Origin of the sequence: Acrocarpospora sp. B8E8 (assembly GCF_039871605.1) — a bacterium.
GTDB classification, from domain to species: domain Bacteria; phylum Actinomycetota; class Actinomycetes; order Streptosporangiales; family Streptosporangiaceae; genus Acrocarpospora; species Acrocarpospora macrocephala.
In genome coordinates this window covers 151,348-170,203 of the sequence record NZ_JBDPLV010000013.1, presented here as the reverse complement: position 1 = coordinate 170,203, position 18,856 = coordinate 151,348, and the positions used below count along the sequence as shown (strand labels likewise).

Here is an 18,856-nt window from a genome sequence, read left to right as displayed (position 1 = left end):
CACCGAGAGTTCAGGAGTTCTCCGCAAGCGCCGCCAGGTCTAACAGCGGACGTAACACCGCTTGCCGCGCCGACTCCGGCGGCCCGATGGCCTCCGGGAAACAGGTGGCCGCCGCATCAAGCACCGCCGCCATCACCGTCGAGTCCGGAAACGGAATATCCACCGCGACCTCCGCCCCAGCCCCACCAGACACAGACCCCTCCCCCATATGCACCCGAAGGATCCGCTGCGCCTCCACCGCCATCGCCACACCCAGCATCGCGGCCCGCATAAACCGCTCCGCCGCCACCGCATCCGCAATCACTCCAGCCTCCCCAGTATCGCACGCATGTTCGAGAACCCACGATAGAAGAGCCCACCGACATTTTGGCCCGCCACTCGGGTGGGCTTACTCGGCTGGACCCCTTGGGAGTCGGTCCACCGGTGCGGTTCCTCCCGGTGGTGCGAGGCATCTCACCTGGGGGTTCAGTCTCTCTGGGCATGCAGGCCTGCACTGGACGGAGGCCCGCCCACGGCGGCGGTCCGGGTGAGCCGTACGGGATCTGCCGGGTTTCAGGCGGACAGGAGGGAGTGGAGGACGGGGCGCAGGACCCTGGCCAGCTCCTGCTGAGGGACGTCGTGCAGGTCCTCGATATCCAGCAGCTGGTGCCCGACGGTCACCCCGAGCATGATCGTGGTCAGCAGCGCGGCGCGCAGCCGGGCGTCGGGCGCGTCGATGGCCGAGGCGAGGCGCTCAATCTGCGCGGCCAGCGCCGCCCTGGCCGACTCGGCGGCCTCCGGGTGGGTGAGCATGGAGCGCATCATCGCCAGCGACTGCTGTGACAACCCGCCCATCTTCAGCCCAAGGGTGTCCAGCAGGTGCTCGACCAGCTCCTCAGGACCGCCGAGCCGCTCCGGGGGCGGCGGCGCCTGAACGGCGCGTCTGAAGAGGTCGTCCTTGCTGCCGAAGTGCTGCATGACCAGCGCCGGATCCACCCCGGCCGCGCCGGCGACGGCCCGGATGGTGGTGCGCTCGAACCCGCGCTCGGCGAACAGCGTGCGCGCCGACTGCAGGATGCGCTGCTCGGTTCGCTGCCTGCGTTCGGCTCGCGACAGGGTCATGCGCTGACTCTACAGCCGTTGACCGACGCCTCCTTTTCGCTCTACGGTTGTAGAGCGAAATTGACCCGAGGAGGCCCCATGTCCATCAGCCAGATCGTCGAGAGATTCCACGCCGCCATGCGCGACAAGTCAGCCGACACCCTCGCCGACCTCTACGCCGAAGACGGCGTCCACGAGTTCCCGTTCCGCATGCCCGGCATGCCCGAGCGCTACACCGGCCGCGAGGAGATCAGGGCCGGGTACGGCAAGAGCTGGAGCGCCTCACCCGCCGAGGTCGTACGGATCCGGCGCATCGCGCTCCACAAGGGCGACGACCCCGACGTCGTCGTGGTCGAGCACGAGGTACACGTCACGGCGTACGGCAAGCCGTACACCATCCCCGGCCTCCTGGTGATTCGGACACGCGACGGGCAGATCGTGCACACCCGCGACTACATGGACGCGACGGCGGTGAGCGCCATGCGATCGGCCTGACCCGGAGAATGCGAAGAGGGCCCGCGAGCAGCAACTCGCCAACGTCCGCCGCATCTACGGAACCCATCACGGGCCCCAGGCCGCGGCCAGCAAGGTGACGGCCGTACCGGCTAACCCGCACGACTCGCCACGACCATTGACCATTCGGAAATCCCGAAGACATCTTCGGCTTATGCGAAGCGTTGGGCCTCAGCTAGTACCTCTCTTTCGTACGGAGCCACAAGCCCGAGTGCTGGCAGCACTGTTCCTCCGTAACTGTTCGGAGATGTCGTGGGATCTTGAAGGTGGTCTACCTTTCGACCTGCAAAGGTCTACAGATTCCCCACGGGTTTACCGAATACTTACGTTCCTCCACCAAGATGAGGACTGGACACTGGCGGCTCCCGCGCGTGACCTGAATGTCCCGGCCTCCATCCCGAGGTGCGGCGCCTGGAGGAAGCGAGCCTGATCACCGCGAGAACGGTGGGCCGGTCTCGGGTGCTGAAGCCGCCACGAATCACCCCCGTGCGGCGGAGGACAGCTGACCAGGTCCGGGAACGCTTATGATTCCGGTTCGGTGTCGAGGAGTTTGGCGGCGGCATGCGGGTCTATGAGGGTGGACCAGATCTGCTCGTTTCCGATCAAGGACCGGTCGGGCATCCGCAGCTCGGGTGCCCAGCTTTGCGGGTCGCAGCCTGGTACGAGTTCCACAACCAGCGCCACAAGATCGGTAAGTACCGGGCCCGTGATGCGGACCGCGCAGTAGGTCTCGTGCCCGTCCTCGGCCCGGACCTGGATGCCGATCACACTGGTGCCAAGGTCGACACTGTGCTCATGCCCGTCGTGGAGCGAGGAACAGGTCAGCGTGTGGATCGCCTGGCGCAGGCGGCGCAGCGCGCGGACGCCGCTTTCGGCTTGATAGCGGACGCGATCCTCTTCTGCGGGCAGCAGATGCCGGCATAGGTGGCGGCGGTGATCGCCTCGGCGTGCGCGGCGTTGTAGCGGGCACGGGCGGCCTTCGCGTCGGCTTCGAGTGCGGTATAGAAGTCGTCGACGGCGCCGTCCTCGCGGGTGCCCGCAGCGATGATCCACGCTAGGTCCGCTTCCAGCCAGGCGGCCGCATGCCAGCGCTGGATCTTCACCTTGAACAGGATCTGATCGGTGTCGGCGAACTGGGCGGATGCCTTGGCCAGCACCGGGTGGTCGATCTCGTCGAGCTTGCCAGTCGCGGACAGGGGCCGGATCCGGCCGGACATCTGGGCTGCCTCGAGGGCCGCGAACGGCTGAGTCCTATGGCCCTCGGTGGGGTTGAGGAGTCCGGCGTGTTCTATGCGGGACCGCGGGCGAACACCGGGTCGAGATGGGAGGCGACGAGCGTGACCTGGTCATCGAGATTCTCCTCAGAGGCAGCTTCGAGGCCTTCTTTGCGTCGCCACGCGGCCCATTTCGCCTGCCCGACCTCGCCGTAGCCGACCAGGTGCGGGGCGACGGGGCCGAGCAGGACGCCCCGGTATCGGGCTACTGCGCGTGCGGAACGCAGCAGGTCGTCCGCATCGATGCCCTGCCGGGCGAGCTGGACGATATCTACATAGTCACGCCAGCGGGTGCTGGTGACGCCCCGTTCGAGGATGGTCACGCCCTTCTCGGCGATGGTGGTTTCCGGTGCGTAGCCGAGCAAGTCGATGGGGTCGCCGAGAACCCTGTCGATGCGGATCATTCTGGGGGCGGGGACGATCGGATCTCCGGTGGACACGTCCCACGCAGCGACGCCCTGCCAGGGGCCGATCTTCGCCTTCACGCGGACTCGCAGGCCGGGATAGTCGGCCTGCTCGCGGATCTCCTGCACAGTGATCGTTCCGGTGTCGAGGTCGACGCCGTCTGCGACGTCGACGGCGGCGATATCGCGGACCACGTCGGCGATATGTTCAGTGGTGACGTCGGCGCTGACGGCGTTGGCGTCGGCGTCCTTGGTAGGGCGGCGCACTCCGTAGGCGGCGAGCAGGATGCCGCCCTTGAGCACGAAGTCCTCGGCGTGGACGGTGCGGGTCAGCCGGTCGAGGAAGGACTCGAGCATGTGACGGATGAGGTATTCCTGGGTCGGTGCGGCGGTGCCCGTCTTTGCCGCTGTTGATCGTGCCGCGGCCTGAAGGCGGCGGAAGACCTCCACTCCGGCGCTGGTCATGCGAGAAGGTCCAGGGCTTGCAGGACGGGCCGTTTCGCGCGGGGAAGCCGGGAGGCGATCTCGATCAGTGTGGCTGGTTTGCCACCTCTACGCAGCCACTCTTTCAGTGCGTCGCGGGCGAGTTCGTAGCCGGTCTGGCCCCGCAGCCGGAACGCGTCGGCGATTGATCGTTCGGGGGAGTACAGGCCGATGGTCAGGTCCGTGCCGGGGATGGTGGTCTCGTCACGGCCGAGATCGAATGTGGCGCGGTCGAAGGAGTGCCAGGCGATCGACGGGCTGCTGGCTGGGATGCGGGTTCCGCGGGGGATCGCGACGTCCAGTGCTGCTGGTATCGCGTCGGTGAGGTCGTGATGGGCCAGCGCGGAGGTGAGGCAGATCGTTGCCTCCGGGCGGCGGGTTGTGGCTTCGAGCCAGTCCCAGTCGGCTGTGGCGTCGTCGGTGGGCAGGTAGATGCCGCGTGCGATCCGCTCGTAGCGGCCCTTACGGGCGGCGCGATAGAGCGCGCTGCGGGATATACCTTCTTGCGCCGCCGTCTCAGGCGTCAGCGCCTTCATTCCGTCACCTCCGAATCGGCCGACTCGAACCGTCTACAGATAATCGTACCTGATGACGTTTCATTCCAGTGGTCGGGTTCGTGATAGAAGAAGGTGGCCAAGGAGAGACCTCCGGACATTCCGATCGACGTCCTGGTCGTCGGTGACGCCGATCGAACTACCGTGTACGCGGCGGCCGACCGCAGCCAGACCCGCATCGGAATGCCCGTCAACCCAGTGCTCGCATGCCCGCGACGCTGGCATACCGCCGACGACGCCCTGATCCGCCAGATCAAATCGAGTTCCACCATCGACCTCACCCCTTCGATCAGCCCTCGGGAGCACACGTGACCTGGTGGACCCGCGGGAAGCCGACATCGAACACATACTCGCCGACAAGGAACTCCAGCGGATCAAAGGCGACGCCGCGGACGGAGCAGGCTGGCTGAGCAAAGCCACCACCACGCTGGCCAGCGCCGAGGACATCAGCGAAAATGACCCGAACTCCGCATACACCCTGGCTTACGACGCGGCCCGATTCGCCTGTTCCGGGCTCCTCGCCCACCAAGGGCTACGCGCCACCACCACCGGCGGGCACTACGCCGTCCAGCAGGCGATGCTCGGCCAGTTCGGCAGCACTTTCGAGCCCTTCAGCACCATGCGCAGGAGAAGGAACGAGCTCGAATACCCACAGTTCTCCGACGAACTCGTAGAACAGATGGAAGCCGACCACGCGATCACAACGGACAAGAACACCATTGAGGCCGCTCGAAAACTCGTTGAACACTTGAGCATGTTCTGAGCCAGCCAACGGCGAAGGGAGAGCGGGCTCCGGATTCTGGCCGTCGATGATGGCCTGGGAGTCCGGAGCCGGCCCAGGTTTGACCGGCACGCCACCGAAAACGGACAACACGTCGGGGTGTCGTTTCGCTCGGGCGCACGCCGACCGCGAAATGTGTGGCGTGGTCACAGGGAGCGTTGTCACCGGTATACGACATTGCGGTGAGATCCATGTCATCTGCCACGATCATGGGACCGTCCCGGTGGAACCTGCGGATATTTCGACGAGGACGTGTTGCGGTACCCGTGGGTTCACCTGCGACGCCATGTTCCCCGCCTTTGAGGGATCTGATGGCGATCTGTCAGGAAATGATGTCCTCATCGTTGCGTCGTGAACCGTCCGCTGATCGTGGGGTGAGCAGACTGCCGACCAGTTCGTGGAGTGTGGCTGTCAGTCGGTCGGTGTCGCCGCGTCGGACTAGATGGACTACAAGGTCGCTGTGTAGGGCGCCGAGGAGGATGTGGGCGAGGAGTTCGGCGTCCAGTTCGGGGCGGGCTTCCGTGATCAGGCTGCTGCCATGGCGGTGCCAGTACTGGTAGATGTCGCCGGCCTGGCGTTCTTCCTCGGCGGCCTTCTCGTACGCCGCGACCAGTGCGATGTTGCGGGTGGCGAGGTCGATGACGGCGTCGAGGAAGGCGAGTAGTCGGTCCGTGGCGGGTGGCCCGGGTCCGAGCGGGGAGGGCCCGTTCTCGATGGCCTCGGTGAGCATTCGCAGCCGGTCTTCCATCAGTGCACGCATAAGGCCGGAGCGGCTGCCGAACCGGTGGAAGAGGGTGGCCTTGCCGACGCCCGCGGCCTGGGCGACCTGTTCTAGTGAGACGCGGTCGGGACCGTTCTCGACGAGCAGCCGTTCGGCCGCGCGCAGGATGGCCGCCCGGTTGCGGGCAGCGTCGGCGCGTTCCCGCCTCGGTTCTGGCATGCATCCCTCTCTGGACAACTGAACCATCGGTCCGGATCGGGGGCTACCTCGTGCCGCGAGCCCGCGAGCTTGGCGCTGGCCGGGTCATCGCCACGGCCGGCACGGCGGCCGGCCGGGATCGGGTGCGCGATCTCGGTGCCCAGCTGGTCGTTGACCACTCCGACCCGGGCTGGCCGGACCGGCTGTCCGAAGAGTTGGCCGACGGCACCGTCGATGTTGTGTTCGACATGGTCGGTGGCGCGGTCGCCGGACGGCTGCTCGATGTCCTCGCGCCGAGTACGGGACGCATGCTGCTGTATGGAACGCTAAGCGGTGAGCCAGCCGTGATCGACTCGACGAAGATCCGCGAACGCGGCCTGCAAGTCGTCGGCTGCGGTGGTCCGGGCTGGGCTGCGGACATCTTCGGCGTCGACTCTCCGGAGTTCCTCGCGGCAGCCGGACGCGGCGACGTGGCGCGGCCGGCCATCGAGGCCGTCCTCCCGCTCGTCGACGCGGCCGAGGCACACCGCCGCCTGGAGGCGGGACGGATGTCCGGCCGGATACTTCTCGTTCCGTGAGGTGAACAGCTCGCTTCGGTGCGGCACACAGCCGCATTCGGGCAGCACGTCGATGTTGTGCCGTTCGTGTGGTGTCGGCGACATGCCGACACCAGGTGACGATTGAACCGGTGCCCCGCTGGGAACACGGCACCGGGGCGGAGGAGTACCGCACTCGCCACGGCCTGCCCACCGACGCCAAACTCCATCGCCGCCCGCAGACCGGCTCGTAACCCAGTCGTCGTCGAGATCGAACTGGCGGCGACCGCTCCAGGCCAGCGCGAGCGGGAGTTTAGATCACGCCGTGTTCGGGCCTGTGCAGGTCCTCCAGCAACCCGGGCACGGCGTATGGCCTGGTATCGGCGTAGCTGAAGGGCGATTTGTCCATGTCTCCAGTGTGCCAAACATCGGACGAGCACGCAGCCAGAACATTCCCCTGTGAGGTCGGTGATTAGCTGGTCGACGGCTGCCCCGCCCGGCCTGCTACGGCATGAGAAGGGCATCAGAGGGCTGCACGGCTGGTACGCGCGGTGCTATTCGCTCGCTAAGCCCCTGTAGACCGGGCGGAGCAGATCCGGCAGCGGGATGTTCCGTACCTTGACCGCAGGTGGCTCCAGCGCGCGGAGCAGCAGGTCCGCGGGGGCCGCAGACGGAGTGGGGTGGCGGACTCGGCCACCGGTGAAGAAGTCGTCGAGGCGGGCGGTGAACGGGACGTCCTCGACGTCGAGCAGCTTCGGGCGCCGCGGTCCCTCGTCGTCCGTAGCGTGTCCGCGCAGGTCAGCCAGCAGGTCCTCACGGGTACGGCCGCGCCAGAGCAGGATGAGGAACGGATCGTCGTCGAAGGCCTCAGCCAGAACGTAGAGCGCGGCGGAGACGTGCTTACAGGGCCTGCCCCAGTCGGGGCAGGAGCAGTCGAGCTCCAGCTCCGGCTGTTCGGGGAAGAGCGGCAGGCTGAGTGAGTCGAAGACCTCTTCGATCTCGGGCGGCATCTCCCCGGCGAGGAGCTTCGCCCGGTGCACGGCCCGGGTGGCGAGCTCTTGTGCGAGGTCGGCCCAGTCGCCGGCGTCGTACGCCTCGATCTTCAGCTGCACTTTGTACGGCTTGGGCCGCGATCCCTGCACGTCGGCCCTGACCAGGCCGGGCGCGACATGCAGGGATGCGACCTGCCCCCGGCGGGCGTAGGCGCGGCCACGGGTGAGGCGCCCGGTGTCGCAGATCGACTCCAGGATGTCGATGAACCGGCGCGACCACCAGGTCTGGCCGATCGAGCCGCGCTGCGACCTGGCCTTGATGCCGTTCTTGACCTCTCGCGGACGCGACGCTTCGTACCACCGGCTCATGACACCGCCTTCGGATCGAGGGTGAACAGATCGCGCAGCTTGGCGGTGGAGAGCTCGGAGATCCAGTCCTCGCCGGCGCCGACGACGCGGTCGGCGAGCGCATGCTTGCGCTCGATCATCTCGTCGATGCGCTCTTCGAGCGTGCCGAGGCAGATGAATTTGCGTACCTGCACGTTGCGGGTCTGGCCGATGCGGAAGGCGCGGTCGGTGGCCTGGTTCTCCACGGCCGGGTTCCACCAGCGGTCGACGTGGATGACGTGGCTGGCGGCGGTGAGGTTCAGGCCGGTTCCGGCGGCCTTCAGCGACAGCAGAAAGATCGCCGGCTCGGGGTCGTTCTGGAACCGGTCGACGAGGTCGGCGCGGCGCTGTTTGGACAGGCCGCCGTGCAGCCAGAGCACCGGACGGTCCAGGCGGGCCTGCAGATGCGGCTGCAGGACGGTGCCGAACTCGGCGTACTGGGTGAAGACGAGCGCCTTGTCGCCCTCCAGGACGATCTCCTCGGCCAGTTCTTCGAGCCGGGTCAGCTTGCCCGACCTGCCGGGCAGCGGCGAGCCGTCTTTCAGGAGCTGGGCCGGATGGTTGCAGACCTGCTTGAGCCGGGTCATCGCGGCCAGCACGTTGCCACGCCGCTCGATGCCCTCGCTGTCGTCGATCTTGGAGAGCATCTCCTCGACGACGGCCTGGTAGAGGGTGGCCTGCTCGGGGGTGAGCGTGCACCAGACCTTCATCTCCAGCTTGTCCGGCAGATCGGAGATGATGGACTTGTCGATCTTGAGGCGGCGCAGCACAAAAGGCCCGGTCGCGCGCTTCAGCGCGGCGGCGGCCTGCTCGTCACCGCGGGCCTCGATCGGCTCCTGGAACCGGTCACGGAAGTGCTTGGCCGAGCCGAGCAGGTCCGGATTGCAGAACTCCATGATCGACCAGAGTTCGGCGAGATGGTTCTCGACCGGTGTGCCGGTCAGCGCCAGCCGCGAGGCGGCCGGGATCGCCCGGATCGCCCGTGCCTGCTTCGCCGCGCTGTTTTTGATCGCCTGAGCCTCGTCGCATACGATCCTCGCCCAGTTGATCCCCGACAGGGCTTCGAGATCACGCAGCGCGGTGCCGTACGTCGTGACGACTAGGTCGGCCTCCTGCGCGGCCTCCAGGTCCCGGCCGCCGCCGTGGTGGACGTAGACTCGCAACCCGGGCGCGAACCGCGCCGCCTCCCGCTCCCAGTTGCCGACCAGCGACATCGGGCAGATCAGCAGCGTCCGGCCGGGCGCGGCCAGCAGCAGCGCCAGTGTCTGCGCGGTCTTGCCCAGACCCATGTCGTCGGCGAGGATCGCGCCCACGCCCAGGCCCGACAGGAACGCCAGCCACGCCAGACCGCGTTCCTGGTATGGCCTCAGCGTCCCCTCGAATCCCTCCGGTGTCGGGACCGGGGTGAGCCGCCGGTCCGCCTCGCCCGACAGCAGATCGCCGAGCGGCCCGTCGGCGTCCACGCTGACCAGCGGCAGATCGTTCTCCCCGGCCAGTGCGATCTCCCGCAGCGCCTCCCCGACGGTCATCTCGCCCGAGCGGCGGCCCTCGATCGCGCGCAGCGCCGCCCCGAGCTGGGCGGGGTCGAGCTCCACCCATTCCCCGCGTACCCGAACCAGCGGCACCTTCAGCCTGACCAGTTCGGCCAGCTCCGCCTCGTCGATGGGGGTGCCGTCCATCGCCAGGTCCATCCGGAAGTCCAGCAGCTCGTCCAGGCCGAAGCCCTGCCCGACCGTCGAGCCGGGACCCTTCTTCCTGGTCCTGGTCGTCAGCTTCAGCCCGATCCGCCGCCGCCCCGCCCAGCCCGGCAGCCGGACCCCGAACCCCGCCGCCTGCAGCAACGGCGCGACGTCCCGCAGGAACGCGAAGGCCTGCGCGGTGCTGAGTTCCATCTCATGCGGCCTGGCCTCGCGCAACGCACGCTCCAGCGCCGGATAGAGCCGGACCGCACGCCCGAGACCAGCCAGCAGCACCTCCTCCATCCGGCCACCCCACACGTCCTTGGCCAGGATGTAGACGCTCTGGTCGTCGCCCGGCTGCAGCGCGAACTCCAGCCGCCACAACTCCTGCGAGCCGTCCGGTTCAGCGAGCCGGAAACAGGTGCGCACCGGCTGGTCCAGCGCGTGTGCCGCCGAGAACCACGCCTGCAGCGCGGCCCCAAGCTCCCGCACGTCGGCTTCCCTCACGCCGGGCAGCGACGCGTCGTCGCCGGTCAGCGCGACCGCCCACCGGTCGGCGAGCGCCGAGCGCAACCCCGGCCTGTGCCCGCCGAGGATCCGGCCGGGCAGCGTGACCCTGGTGGCGGCGTCCGTCAGGCAGGCGATCGCCTCGATGAGCACGTGCGCCGAAGGCCGCTCCCCGTCCACCGCCCGGCACACCGGTGGCATCGCCGCCGCGGTCTCCCGGAACCAGGCCGCGTCCGCCCCGGTCAGCACCGGCCGCCAGCGGGCCGCGTGGCCGTCGTCCTCCCGGACGAGCTGCGGCAGCACCCGGCCCCGCCGTACGAGATCATGAGCCTGCTCCGTCACCGCGGCGAGAAAACGGAGCGAGGCCGTCTGCTGGTCCCCGCCGAGAAGCTCCAGCGCCTCCCCGGCCTCCACGAACACGGCGGGGACCCGCCACCGTCCGAGCTTCGGTGACCTGGCCGCGACCTCGATCCCCGATTCCGGCGAGGCCAGCGGGGACGAGCCCGACCCCGGCAGGGTCAGCGTGACCTCGCCCTCCTTCATCCCCGGGAAGAGCACGCCCGGTGAGGCGGCGAACGGGTGCGGCCGCACCTTCGCCCGCGAAGCGGTCGTGGTCACCGCGCCGGGATCCTCCGCCCACAGGACGAGTCGATCGCCGGACCAGCCCCCGTGCACCACGAGCACCTTTGTCACCCCTCACACCAGAACCACCGCTCAACGTTACCGCTTCCTTACGAGACCAATGGCCGGTCGAGAACTTTGAACCGATCTGTAGGTCACCGGCTATGGCGCGGAGCTGGTTTCGAGGAATTTGACGGCGGTGTGGGGGTCCATGAGGGTGGATCAGATCTGCTCGTTGCCGATTTTCTTGGTCAGGCCGAGGAAGTGGGCGCCGTCGGAGATGAGCTGGTCGACGTCGAAGTCGACTTTGAGCTGTGCGGTGGTGCGGCTTGTCCTGGCAGGGGCGCCGGGTCACGTCACGATGGCCATGAGATCTCCTCTCTGGTACCACCTGGTACCTCTGAAGGGATTGTGTTCACCAGGCATGGTGGGCGGGATAGTGGTTGATCGGGACGACACGCATCGTGTCCGACCGCGCCCCGCGCAATTTCGGTCATGGCGCTCGGCGGGTGCTCGGACGTCAAAGACCGGGTGAGCACCGGGGCGGACGCGCCAGCGCGGAAACCAGCGGAGTCGCGGACAAAACGGCACGCTTGAGCAGGCTAGATCACTAGATAAACCAGGATAATGCGGGTGATCTCGATCTCTTAATCAGCGGGTCCGGGATTAAGGGGATCCGCCGAACCTCGCTGCGGTACGCGGGGTATGCGCGCCGGAATCGTCAGAACGCCGCCTCCCAGGCAGGAGGCGGCGTTCTGGTTTGGACTACTTGGCGGCCTGGAGGGCGGCCGCGCGCTTGGCGATGGCCGACTTGCGGTTGGCGGCCTGGTTCTTGTGGATCACGCCCTTGCTGACGGCCTTGTCCAGCTGACGGCTGGCGGCGCGCAGAGCGATCAGGGTCGCCTCGGCGTCGCCCTGGTCGGCGGTCTCGCGGAACTTGCGGACCGCGGTCTTGAGGGACGACTTGACTGCCTTGTTGCGCAGCCGGGCCTTCTCGTTCTGCTTGTTTCGCTTGATCTGGGACTTGATGTTCGCCACGAAGGAAGCCTCGGATTGAAGTCTTGGTCGGATGGATCGCGCACGGCTCGTTGAGAGGGCGCGCCACACGCAGTTGGACAGGATACCAACAGCCCAGGCGGGCACTCAAATCATGAGCTTGGGGCGGGGCTCCTGCCCACGTCAGTCTAGCTTGAACCACGGCCCCAACCCGCCATTACGACCCGAACAATGCCGACCCGATCGTTTTCCTCCTCGGCCGATGCCGGTCCGGGTGATTTAGCTGGTGATTTCCGGCTTGGCGGGTTTCTGGCGCAGGGGCTAGCCCGGGATCATGGTTGCGCCGCCGCTCAGGTAGGGGTTATTCCTCCGTGGCTCGGACCCAGGCCTGCTCGTACTCGCGCCAGTCCTCCTCGGTCGCGGCGAAGTCGATATACAGAGCGAGCCCCAGGTTGGGGCGCGGGCCGTGGTCGGTGAGCGCGAGCCTGGTCCCTTCCGCCGCCATAGCGACACTCTCCGCGTAGTCGCTGATGCCGACCATATGGTCGTGGTACGCGGGAGCCCCGATGAGCAGATCGGTCGTGGCGGGGGTGAGCTCCAGGGCCATGGCCGTCTGCCGGGCGACATATCCCCCGTACAGGGATTGCAGCGGCGTCCAGGAGTCGTACGTCATGATCGCGACCTGGTCGGTGAGTTCGGCCATCTGGCGGAAGTATTCCGGGGACCAGTACTTGGGGTGACCCCCCACCGTACGAAAGAGGAATGTAGCGCCGATGACCGGTTCGATCTGATGGGTGGCCACGGAGAGCACGGCCGAGCCGATCGCCTGCCGGGTCTCACGCATCAGGGCCAGGTAGTCGGCGTCGCCGTCGTCGACCGGCTCGAAGTCGTAGTGGATGCCGTCGAAGCCGAGATCCACGAGGGCTTTCGCGCCCACGACCACCCGAGCCCGGGTCGCCTGATCCGCGAGGTTCAAGTGGCCTTCGTCGTCCGGGTTGACCGTTTGGCCAAGCCAGGCGGAGATCCGTACCCCAGGAAGGCGGGCTTTCCACCAGGTCAGAAGATTTGCCGCGTTCGGGTATTTCGCGGTGGGTAGCGTGCCGTTCGCGTCGAGGGGGCCGCTGTGGACGTACACGTCCTTCATGGAACCCAGCCGGGCGGCGAGGGTGTTGACGTCGGCGGCGGTGCGGCGGCCGTCCACCCAGGCGTGGCCGAGCCAGAGAGCGTCATTTCCGGTGGATTTGGCCCATGGCGCCGGAGTCCCGGCATAGTCCAGGCGCAACATGGCCGCGACGATCAGCACGAGCGTCAGCGGCACGGCCACGATGATCGCGAGCCACTTGAGGACGCGCCGGGTGGTCAAGGAAGGCATCCGGACATGCCACCATGGAGGGTGGCTGCTCCGCCAGCCGTTGAACGCCTCAAACCCTGTTGAAACGGACTTCGGTGCGCACTCAGACTGGCCAGACCGACCCTACGTTGATCCGCAACTTCTGCATCATCGCGCATATCGACCACGGCAAGTCAACTCTTGCCGATCGCATGCTGCAGATCACGGGCGTGGTCGACGACCGGTCCATGCGCGCGCAGTATCTGGACCGGATGGACATCGAGCGCGAGCGCGGCATCACGATCAAGTCCCAGGCCGTGCGGCTGCCGTGGAACGGGCACGTGCTCAACATGATCGACACTCCGGGGCACGTGGACTTCTCCTACGAGGTGTCGCGGTCGCTGCAGGCGTGTGAGGGCGCGATCCTGCTCGTCGACGCGGCCCAGGGGATCGAGGCGCAGACGCTGGCCAACCTGTACATGGCCATGAATGTCAACCTGCACATCATCCCGGTGCTGAACAAGATCGACCTGCCCGCCGCGCAGCCGGACAAATACGCGGAGGAGATCGCGCACCTGATCGGCTGCGAGCCGTCGGATGTGCTGCGGGTCTCCGGCAAGACCGGCGTGGGGGTGCGCGAGCTGCTCGACCACGTGGTGGACAGCGTGCCGCACCCGGTCGGCGACGCGGACGCGCCGGCCCGCGCGTTGATCTTCGACTCGGTGTACGACACGTATCGCGGGGTCGTCACCTATGTCCGGGTGATCGACGGGCATCTGGGCAAGCGTGAGCGCATCCTGATGATGTCCACGCAGGCGCACCACGAGACGCTGGAGATCGGCGTCATCTCGCCCGAGCCGAAGGTCTCCGACCTGGGGCTCGGCGTGGGCGAGGTGGGCTACCTGATCACCGGTGTGAAGGACGTGCGGCAGTCCCGCGTCGGTGACACCGTGACGAGCGTCGCCAAGCCCGCCGACGCGGCGCTGGAGGGATACGACCATCCCAAGCCGATGGTGTATTCCGGGCTTTACCCGATCGACGGGGACGATTTCCCCGAGCTCAGAGAGGCGCTCGACAAGCTCCGGCTGAACGACGCGGCGCTGGTCTACGAGCCGGAGAGCTCGGCCGCGCTCGGGTTCGGCTTCCGCTGCGGCTTCCTCGGGCTGCTGCACATGGAGATCGTGCGGGAGCGGCTGGAGCGCGAGTTCAACCTGGCGCTGATCTCGACCGCGCCGAACGTGATCTACCGGGTCGTCATGGAGGACGGCCGGGAGATCGTGGTGACCAACCCGTCCGAGTTCCCCGAAGGCAAGATCGCCGAGATTCACGAGCCGGTGGTCAAGGCCACGCTGCTCGCCCCCTCCGAGTACATCGGCGCGATCATGGAGCTCTGCCAGGGCCGGCGCGGGGCGCTGCAGGGCATGGACTACCTGTCCGAGGACCGGGTGGAGATCCGCTACACGCTGCCGCTCGGCGAGATCATCTTCGACTTCTTCGACCAGCTCAAGTCAAAGACGCGGGGGTACGCGTCGCTGGACTACGAGCCGTCCGGCGAGCAGGACTCGGATCTGGTCAAGGTGGACATTCTCCTGCAGGGCGAGGCGGTGGACGCGTTCAGCGCGATCGTGCACCGGGACAAGGCGTATGCCTACGGCGTGGAGATGGCCAAGAAGCTCAAGGACCTGATCCCGCGGCAGCAGTTCGAGGTGCCGATCCAGGCCGCCATCGGAGCTCGGGTGATCGCGCGCGAGAACATCCGGGCCATTCGCAAGGACGTGCTCGCCAAGTGTTACGGCGGTGACATCAGCCGCAAGCGCAAACTGCTGGAGAAGCAGAAGGAGGGCAAGAAGCGGATGAAGATGGTGGGCCGGGTGGAAGTCCCCCAGGAGGCCTTCGTCGCCGCGCTGTCCACCGGGGAATCGTCCGCGGACAAGCCCAAGAAGTAGCGCATTCCCACGCGGTGGCTTGGTTATCGCGCGAGGCGGCGGACGGTCAGGGCCGCGCCGCAGAGCAGGATGCCCTGAGCAGTGCGCAGGTCGATGCCCGTGAGGTCGCGGACCCTGGTCAGGCGGTTGTCGATCGTGTTGGCGTGCACGCCCAGGTCGGCGGCGGTGCGGCGGCGGTCGAAGTCGCAGGCCAGGTAGCGGTTGAGGGTTTCCAGGAGTTGCTCGTCGAGAGGGGCCAGCAGGGCGGTCAGCTCGTCGGCGCTGTCGCCGGGGGTGCTCAGGTGGTAGTCGAGGAGCACGTCGCGGATGCCGTACACGCCGGAGGGGTTGTCGTTCTGTTCGGTGATGGCCGCGACGCGGGCAGTTTGGGCGGCGGCGGGTTGGATGTCGGCAAGGGTGGGAGCGTGCGCGAGGCCGAGGCGCACGGGGGCGCCGAGGGAGGTTTCCAGGCGGGTGGCGAGCCGGGCGAGGGGGCGTTCGACGCCGGGCTGGGCCGGAAGGAGGGCGTGGCCGCCCTGGCCGTCCAGCAGGGTGAGGACGGGGTGGCCCGCGAGCGCGTCGAACTCGCGCTGCACGCTGCGCATCGTGCGCCTGGCCATGATCGCCTGACCGGTGGCGACGGCTCGGGTGGGCTGGTCGGTGGGTAATTTTTCGGTTGATATGCGGATGACGATGACGTGGTAGGGCGGGGTCAGCTCCACGTCGTAGCGGGTGGCCTGGTCGTGGCGGCCTGAGATCAGGGCGTGCGCGACCGTACGAAGGGTCTCCCGGCGTTCGGACATGAGGGCGGACTGCTCCGCCAGGTACGCCTCGGTGATCGTCGCCGTGAGGATTTCCAGGGTGTTCAGCTGGAGGGTGGCGAGGTAGCGCAGGGCCTCCTCCTCGCCGGGTCTGGTGGCGGCGCAGAGCGTCTCCCAGATCACCCGATAGCCAATGTAATAGGCCGTCATCAGGTCCCTGAGCTGCACGCCCTCGTCCACCCGCTGGGCGGTTCTGTCCCGGAAGAGCTGCATGTCGGCGCCGGTGAGCTGATGGCCCTGGGCCAGGGCGAGGAACAGCCTGATGCCGTGCCGCGCGGTGGCGGCTATCTCCACATCCCGCATGTCGGAGGGGAGATCGCGGAGCGCGGCGTGCTGGTCGGCCACGATCTTGCGGGCGATCTGGTTCGCCTGGGGAAGGCAGCGCGCGGCGATCACGGCCGCGGTCGCGCGGATCTCGTCCACTCCTCATTGTGACATGTCACAACATCATGATGAGCGGGCTGGGACGACCGCAGATTGCCTGGCCAGCCGGGCAGGAGAAGAGTTGGTCCCGCATTCTGGGACCGGCTCTCAGAGGGGACTCGATCGGCATGTCTGAAACATTGTTCGATTACGCGGAACGGGTCTGGCAGGGTGAGCTGGACAGCAATTGGTTCGGGGACGAAGTGCAAGACGTCACGAAGGGCGTCGGCTGGTATCCCGCCTTCGGCAACTCGATCACCTTCACCACGGCCGGCGAGCTGATCCTGTTCGACACCGGCTCGCCGTTCGGGGCGGCAAATCTCTTTCGTGCCGTACGCGCCTGGACACCCAACCCCCTGAGCATCGCGTTCTACTCCCACGGCCACATCGACCACGTCTTCGGCATGGAACCCTTCGACAAGGAGGCCGCCGCCCTCGGCCGCCCTCGGCCGATCGTCGTCGCGCACCAAGCGGTGACCGAACGATTCGCCCGATACGCGCTGACCCGTGGTTACAACAGGGTGATCAATCGCCGGCAGTTCCAGGATTCCTCCCTGGACTGGCCGTCGTCCTACCGGTTCCCCGACGTCACGTACCACGAGACGATGACCCTTACCCGGGGCGATCTGATGTTCCGTCTCTTCCACGTCAAGGGGGAGACCGACGACGCGACCATCGCGTACATCCCGCAGCGCAAGGTGCTGTGCATGGGCGACATGTTCCTCTGGGTGGCCCCCAACTGCGGCAACCCGCAGAAAGTCCAGCGTTTCCCGGCCGAATGGGCGCAGGCGCTCCGCCGTGTCGCCGGTCTCGGCGCCGAGATCATGCTCCCCAGCCACGGCGCGCCCGTCTTCGGCGCGAGCCGCATCACCACCGCCCTGCTCGAAACCGCCGAATGGCTGGAAAGCCTGGTCGAACAGACCCTGCGACTCCTCAACGAGGGCGCCCGCCTGGACGAGATCATCCACGCCGTCCGGCCGCCCGCGCATCTCGCCGCCCGACCCTTCCTCCAGGCCCGCTACGACGAACCCGAGTTCGTGGTCCGCAACCTCTGGCGCCAGTACGGCGGCTGGTACGACGGCAACCCCGCCAACCTCAAACCCGCCCCCGACCCGGTCGTCGCCCAGGCCGTCGCCGAACTGGCGGGCGGCGCCCAGGCCCTGGCCGACGCCGCCCTCCGCGCCGCCTCCGACGGCGACCTCCGCCTCGCGGGCCACCTGGCTGAAATGGCCGCCCTGGCCGATCCGTCCGACGAGGGCATCCACCGCGTCCGCGCCGACGTCTTCAGCGCCCGCGCCAAAGCCGAACGCTCCCTGATGGCCCAGGGCGTCTTCACCTGGGCGGCAGCGGAATCCCAGGCCATCATCGACGGCCACGGCCCGGAAACCCGCTCCCCGTTCCGGCGCTAGCGGCTCAGCCGGCCTGCTCCGTCCCTGGCGTCGCATTTGCGCGCGGGGTCGGAGCAGCCTTCCGGTGAACCGATATTCCGGGCCAATAAGCCGCTGAAGTGCCTGGGCGGCGACTCGGTGGATTCCTGCACGAATATCGAGTCGAATTAGGCGACACAGTTTTCGGCAGCGACGTGATGTGCGGTGCCTCCGATATTCTCAGCAACCGAAGCCCTCCGCAGAATATCTTCTGCGGAGGGTGTTTTCGCGTTGAAATCCGACATCAACACCATTCGGCCCGGAGGAATCTCAAGAGCTGATCAGATCCAAAGCCGATGGGATTCCGTATAGACAGTCAGACAGGGAAGGTAAACATGTCTGAGATGGATCTCTCCGGCCTTGCCTGGCGCAAGAGCCCCCACGGCGCCAGCTGCGTCGAGGTTGGCGTTCTCGACGCAGCGACCGACGCGGCCGCCCGCAAAGCCGACCAGGAGCGGCTCATCGTCTTCCGTGACTCCAAGAACCCGGAAGGCCCCAAGCTGTACTTCACCCCTGCCGAATGGGAAGCGTTCCGGCTCGGGATGAAGGACGGCGAGTTCGACGACATGATCTGACGGAGTCGTACCGGCGCGAAAGAGCAGCCTCTCCTGCTGTGGGGGGCTGCTTTGTCGTTCGGGCTCTTGTCAGGCTCACCCTGACGGGGGCATGATGTCAGGGCCAGCCTGACATCAATCGCATGAGGAGAGCACATGCCTGCCCCCACCCTCGCCGAGCAGGACCTCCGCTGCTCGTTCTGTACCAAGCCGAAGGACGAGGTCGCCAAGCTGATCGCGGGGGCCGGTGTCTTCATCTGCAACGAATGTGTGCAGCTCTGTGCGGAGATACTGAAAGAGTTCGCCGCGTCCGAAGCCGCACCGGCCCCGCAGGCCGTACCGGACGTCAAGCTGCCGGAAATACCGGAGGTGCCCTGGCCGGACGCGATGACCGACGAGGAGATCCTGGACTTCCTGCCCAGGATCGCGGCGGTCGGCGCGCAGGTGGACGCGAACCTCAAGGTCTGGGTGGAGCGGCTGCGCGACCGTGGCGTCACCTGGGCCAGGATCGGCGCCGCGCTCGGGACCACCCGCCAATCCGCCTGGGAGAAGTTCTCCGGCGAAGAGTGACCCCAACCGGACCCAGTCAGTACACACCCAGACAATCCCATACAGAACGAACTTGCCCTCACCTATCGGGATCGCCATGT

19 protein-coding genes and 1 pseudogene are annotated in these 18,856 nt (G+C 67.3%); 8 read left to right on the top strand and 12 right to left on the bottom strand.

The window, feature by feature from the left end:
* Positions 1 to 10: 10 nt before the first annotated feature.
* Positions 11 to 304, bottom strand: coding sequence for a hypothetical protein (locus tag ABGB08_RS15560; RefSeq protein ID WP_347590760.1), 294 nt, complete (start codon positions 302 to 304; stop codon positions 11 to 13).
* Between the two features lie 248 nt (positions 305 to 552).
* Positions 553 to 1,101, bottom strand: coding sequence for a TetR family transcriptional regulator (locus ABGB08_RS15555; protein ID WP_347590758.1), 549 nt, complete (start codon positions 1,099 to 1,101; stop codon positions 553 to 555).
* Between the two features lie 78 nt (positions 1,102 to 1,179).
* On the opposite strand from ABGB08_RS15555, the gene ABGB08_RS15550 reads away from it, so the two are divergent.
* Entirely contained in the window at positions 1,180 to 1,575 is a 396-nt protein-coding gene (locus ABGB08_RS15550) for a nuclear transport factor 2 family protein (RefSeq protein WP_347590756.1), read from the top strand.
* Positions 1,576 to 2,115: 540 nt separating this feature from the next.
* Here ABGB08_RS15550 and ABGB08_RS15545 read toward each other — a convergent pair.
* The 4 genes from ABGB08_RS15545 to ABGB08_RS15530 form a co-directional block, all read right to left on the bottom strand.
* Positions 2,116 to 2,361, bottom strand: a complete 246-nt coding sequence (locus tag ABGB08_RS15545) for a hypothetical protein (RefSeq protein ID WP_347590754.1) — start codon at positions 2,359 to 2,361, stop codon at positions 2,116 to 2,118.
* Between the two features lie 53 nt (positions 2,362 to 2,414).
* A complete protein-coding gene (locus tag ABGB08_RS15540; protein WP_347590752.1) occupies positions 2,415 to 2,810 on the bottom strand; it encodes a hypothetical protein in 396 nt (131 codons plus the stop codon).
* 71 nt (positions 2,811 to 2,881) lie between these two features.
* Entirely contained in the window at positions 2,882 to 3,736 is an 855-nt protein-coding gene (locus tag ABGB08_RS15535; protein WP_347590750.1) for a nucleotidyl transferase AbiEii/AbiGii toxin family protein, read from the bottom strand.
* Positions 3,733 to 4,290 carry a type IV toxin-antitoxin system AbiEi family antitoxin domain-containing protein gene (locus tag ABGB08_RS15530; RefSeq protein ID WP_347590748.1) on the bottom strand — a complete coding sequence of 186 codons (558 nt, stop codon included), beginning with the start codon at positions 4,288 to 4,290 and terminating at the stop codon, positions 3,733 to 3,735. Before ABGB08_RS15530 ends, ABGB08_RS15535 begins: the two co-directional genes overlap by 4 nt.
* A 93-nt stretch (positions 4,291 to 4,383) precedes the next feature.
* Here ABGB08_RS15530 and ABGB08_RS15525 point away from each other — a divergent pair, with 93 nt between their 5' ends.
* Together ABGB08_RS15525 and ABGB08_RS15520 are read left to right on the top strand one after the other, a co-directional pair.
* Positions 4,384 to 4,620 carry a hypothetical protein gene (locus ABGB08_RS15525; RefSeq protein ID WP_347590746.1) on the top strand — a complete coding sequence of 79 codons (237 nt, stop codon included), beginning with the start codon at positions 4,384 to 4,386 and terminating at the stop codon, positions 4,618 to 4,620.
* A 4-nt stretch (positions 4,621 to 4,624) separates the two neighbouring features.
* Positions 4,625 to 5,071, top strand: a complete 447-nt coding sequence (locus ABGB08_RS15520; RefSeq protein WP_347590744.1) for a hypothetical protein — start codon at positions 4,625 to 4,627, stop codon at positions 5,069 to 5,071.
* Positions 5,072 to 5,411: 340 nt separating this feature from the next.
* Here the strand turns inward: ABGB08_RS15520 and ABGB08_RS15515 are convergent, their stop codons facing one another.
* The gene (locus ABGB08_RS15515; RefSeq protein ID WP_347590742.1) at positions 5,412 to 6,029 is read right to left on the bottom strand and encodes a helix-turn-helix domain-containing protein; all 618 of its coding nucleotides are present in this window, start codon (positions 6,027 to 6,029) and stop codon (positions 5,412 to 5,414) included.
* Between ABGB08_RS15515 and ABGB08_RS15510 the strand changes: the two genes are divergently transcribed.
* Positions 5,924 to 6,586, top strand: a complete 663-nt coding sequence (locus ABGB08_RS15510) for a zinc-binding dehydrogenase (RefSeq protein ID WP_347590740.1) — start codon at positions 5,924 to 5,926, stop codon at positions 6,584 to 6,586. The two genes, ABGB08_RS15515 and ABGB08_RS15510, sit on opposite strands and share 106 nt — an antisense overlap.
* Positions 6,587 to 7,098: 512 nt before the next feature.
* Here ABGB08_RS15510 and ABGB08_RS15505 read toward each other — a convergent pair.
* The 4 genes from ABGB08_RS15505 to ABGB08_RS15490 form a co-directional block, all read right to left on the bottom strand.
* The gene (locus ABGB08_RS15505) at positions 7,099 to 7,905 is read right to left on the bottom strand and encodes an SWIM zinc finger family protein (RefSeq protein WP_347590738.1); all 807 of its coding nucleotides are present in this window, start codon (positions 7,903 to 7,905) and stop codon (positions 7,099 to 7,101) included.
* Positions 7,902 to 10,802 (bottom strand): DEAD/DEAH box helicase, encoded by a 2,901-nt coding sequence (locus ABGB08_RS15500; protein WP_347590736.1) that lies wholly within the window; start codon positions 10,800 to 10,802, stop codon positions 7,902 to 7,904. Before ABGB08_RS15500 ends, ABGB08_RS15505 begins: the two co-directional genes overlap by 4 nt.
* 693 nt (positions 10,803 to 11,495) lie before the next feature.
* Complete coding sequence (rpsT, locus tag ABGB08_RS15495; RefSeq protein WP_155348239.1) at positions 11,496 to 11,768, bottom strand: 30S ribosomal protein S20; 273 nt, start codon at positions 11,766 to 11,768, stop codon at positions 11,496 to 11,498.
* Between the two features lie 319 nt (positions 11,769 to 12,087).
* Positions 12,088 to 13,098 (bottom strand): glycosyl hydrolase family 18 protein, encoded by a 1,011-nt coding sequence (locus ABGB08_RS15490; RefSeq protein WP_347590733.1) that lies wholly within the window; start codon positions 13,096 to 13,098, stop codon positions 12,088 to 12,090.
* Positions 13,099 to 13,172: 74 nt separating this feature from the next.
* Between ABGB08_RS15490 and lepA the strand changes: the two genes are divergently transcribed.
* Entirely contained in the window at positions 13,173 to 15,002 is a 1,830-nt protein-coding gene (gene lepA, locus ABGB08_RS15485) for a translation elongation factor 4 (RefSeq protein ID WP_155352680.1), read from the top strand.
* A 23-nt stretch (positions 15,003 to 15,025) separates the two neighbouring features.
* Here the strand turns inward: lepA and ABGB08_RS15480 are convergent, their stop codons facing one another.
* Positions 15,026 to 16,225 carry a helix-turn-helix domain-containing protein gene (locus tag ABGB08_RS15480; RefSeq protein ID WP_347590731.1) on the bottom strand — a complete coding sequence of 400 codons (1,200 nt, stop codon included), beginning with the start codon at positions 16,223 to 16,225 and terminating at the stop codon, positions 15,026 to 15,028.
* Between the two features lie 128 nt (positions 16,226 to 16,353).
* Between ABGB08_RS15480 and ABGB08_RS15475 the strand changes: the two genes are divergently transcribed.
* The 3 genes and pseudogenes from ABGB08_RS15475 to ABGB08_RS15465 form a co-directional block, all read left to right on the top strand.
* The gene (locus ABGB08_RS15475; protein WP_347590729.1) at positions 16,354 to 17,634 is read left to right on the top strand and encodes an alkyl sulfatase dimerization domain-containing protein; all 1,281 of its coding nucleotides are present in this window, start codon (positions 16,354 to 16,356) and stop codon (positions 17,632 to 17,634) included.
* 353 nt (positions 17,635 to 17,987) lie between these two features.
* Positions 17,988 to 18,227 carry a DUF397 domain-containing protein gene (locus tag ABGB08_RS15470; RefSeq protein ID WP_347590727.1) on the top strand — a complete coding sequence of 80 codons (240 nt, stop codon included), beginning with the start codon at positions 17,988 to 17,990 and terminating at the stop codon, positions 18,225 to 18,227.
* Positions 18,228 to 18,362: 135 nt separating this feature from the next.
* Positions 18,363 to 18,506 (top strand): annotated as a pseudogene (locus ABGB08_RS15465) (ClpX C4-type zinc finger protein); the annotation flags it as partial.
* Between the last annotated feature and the right edge of the window lie 350 nt (positions 18,507 to 18,856).